The organism is Shewanella sp. 5_MG-2023, from assembly GCF_030547465.1.
Lineage (GTDB): Bacteria > Pseudomonadota > Gammaproteobacteria > Enterobacterales > Shewanellaceae > Shewanella.
Window position 1 is genome coordinate 1 of sequence record NZ_JAUORC010000105.1, and the last position, 517, is coordinate 517.

Below are 517 nucleotides of genomic sequence, written 5' to 3' on the forward strand. Positions count from 1 at the left end.
GGATAGCGACCTTTAGGCATAATGATACCGAACTCGGATAATAATCCACGCAGACGATTTATCATTGCGGTACGGTCTTTGATTTGACCTTGTCTGATGCGATGCAAGCACAAAACGGCTTGTTGTTCTTCGCTTTTAATACTGACAAAGCGTGTTTTAGGTCTGGTCACGGCTTCACATATAGCTTCAGCATCATTGGCATCGTTCTTTTCACTTTGCCGATATGGGATAACAAATTTAGAAGCCATGATACGGACATCGTGGCCATGTTTAGTAAATTCTCTCGCCCAATAGTGTGCACCTGAGCAAGCTTCCATACCGATAATACAAGGTGGTATTGAGGCAATTTTAGCTAAGAGCTTGTTTCTTTTAACTGTTTGCTTTAGTTTGGTTTTACCGTATTCATCAACACCGTGAATACTAAAAACCAATTTGGCTAAATCGATGCCAATTGCTTTAATTAAGGACATATGGACTCTCCTTGATTGAATGTTCGCACTTTCAATATGGCACACAA

Annotated in this window: 1 protein-coding gene; it reads right to left on the minus strand. The window is 40.4% G+C overall.

Features of this window, described 5'->3' with window-relative positions; genetic code table 11:
- The coding region (locus Q4557_RS19885) for an IS110 family transposase (protein WP_303415072.1) at positions 1-470 on the minus strand (470 nt) is incomplete at its 3' end.
- Positions 471-517 lie beyond the last annotated feature (47 nt).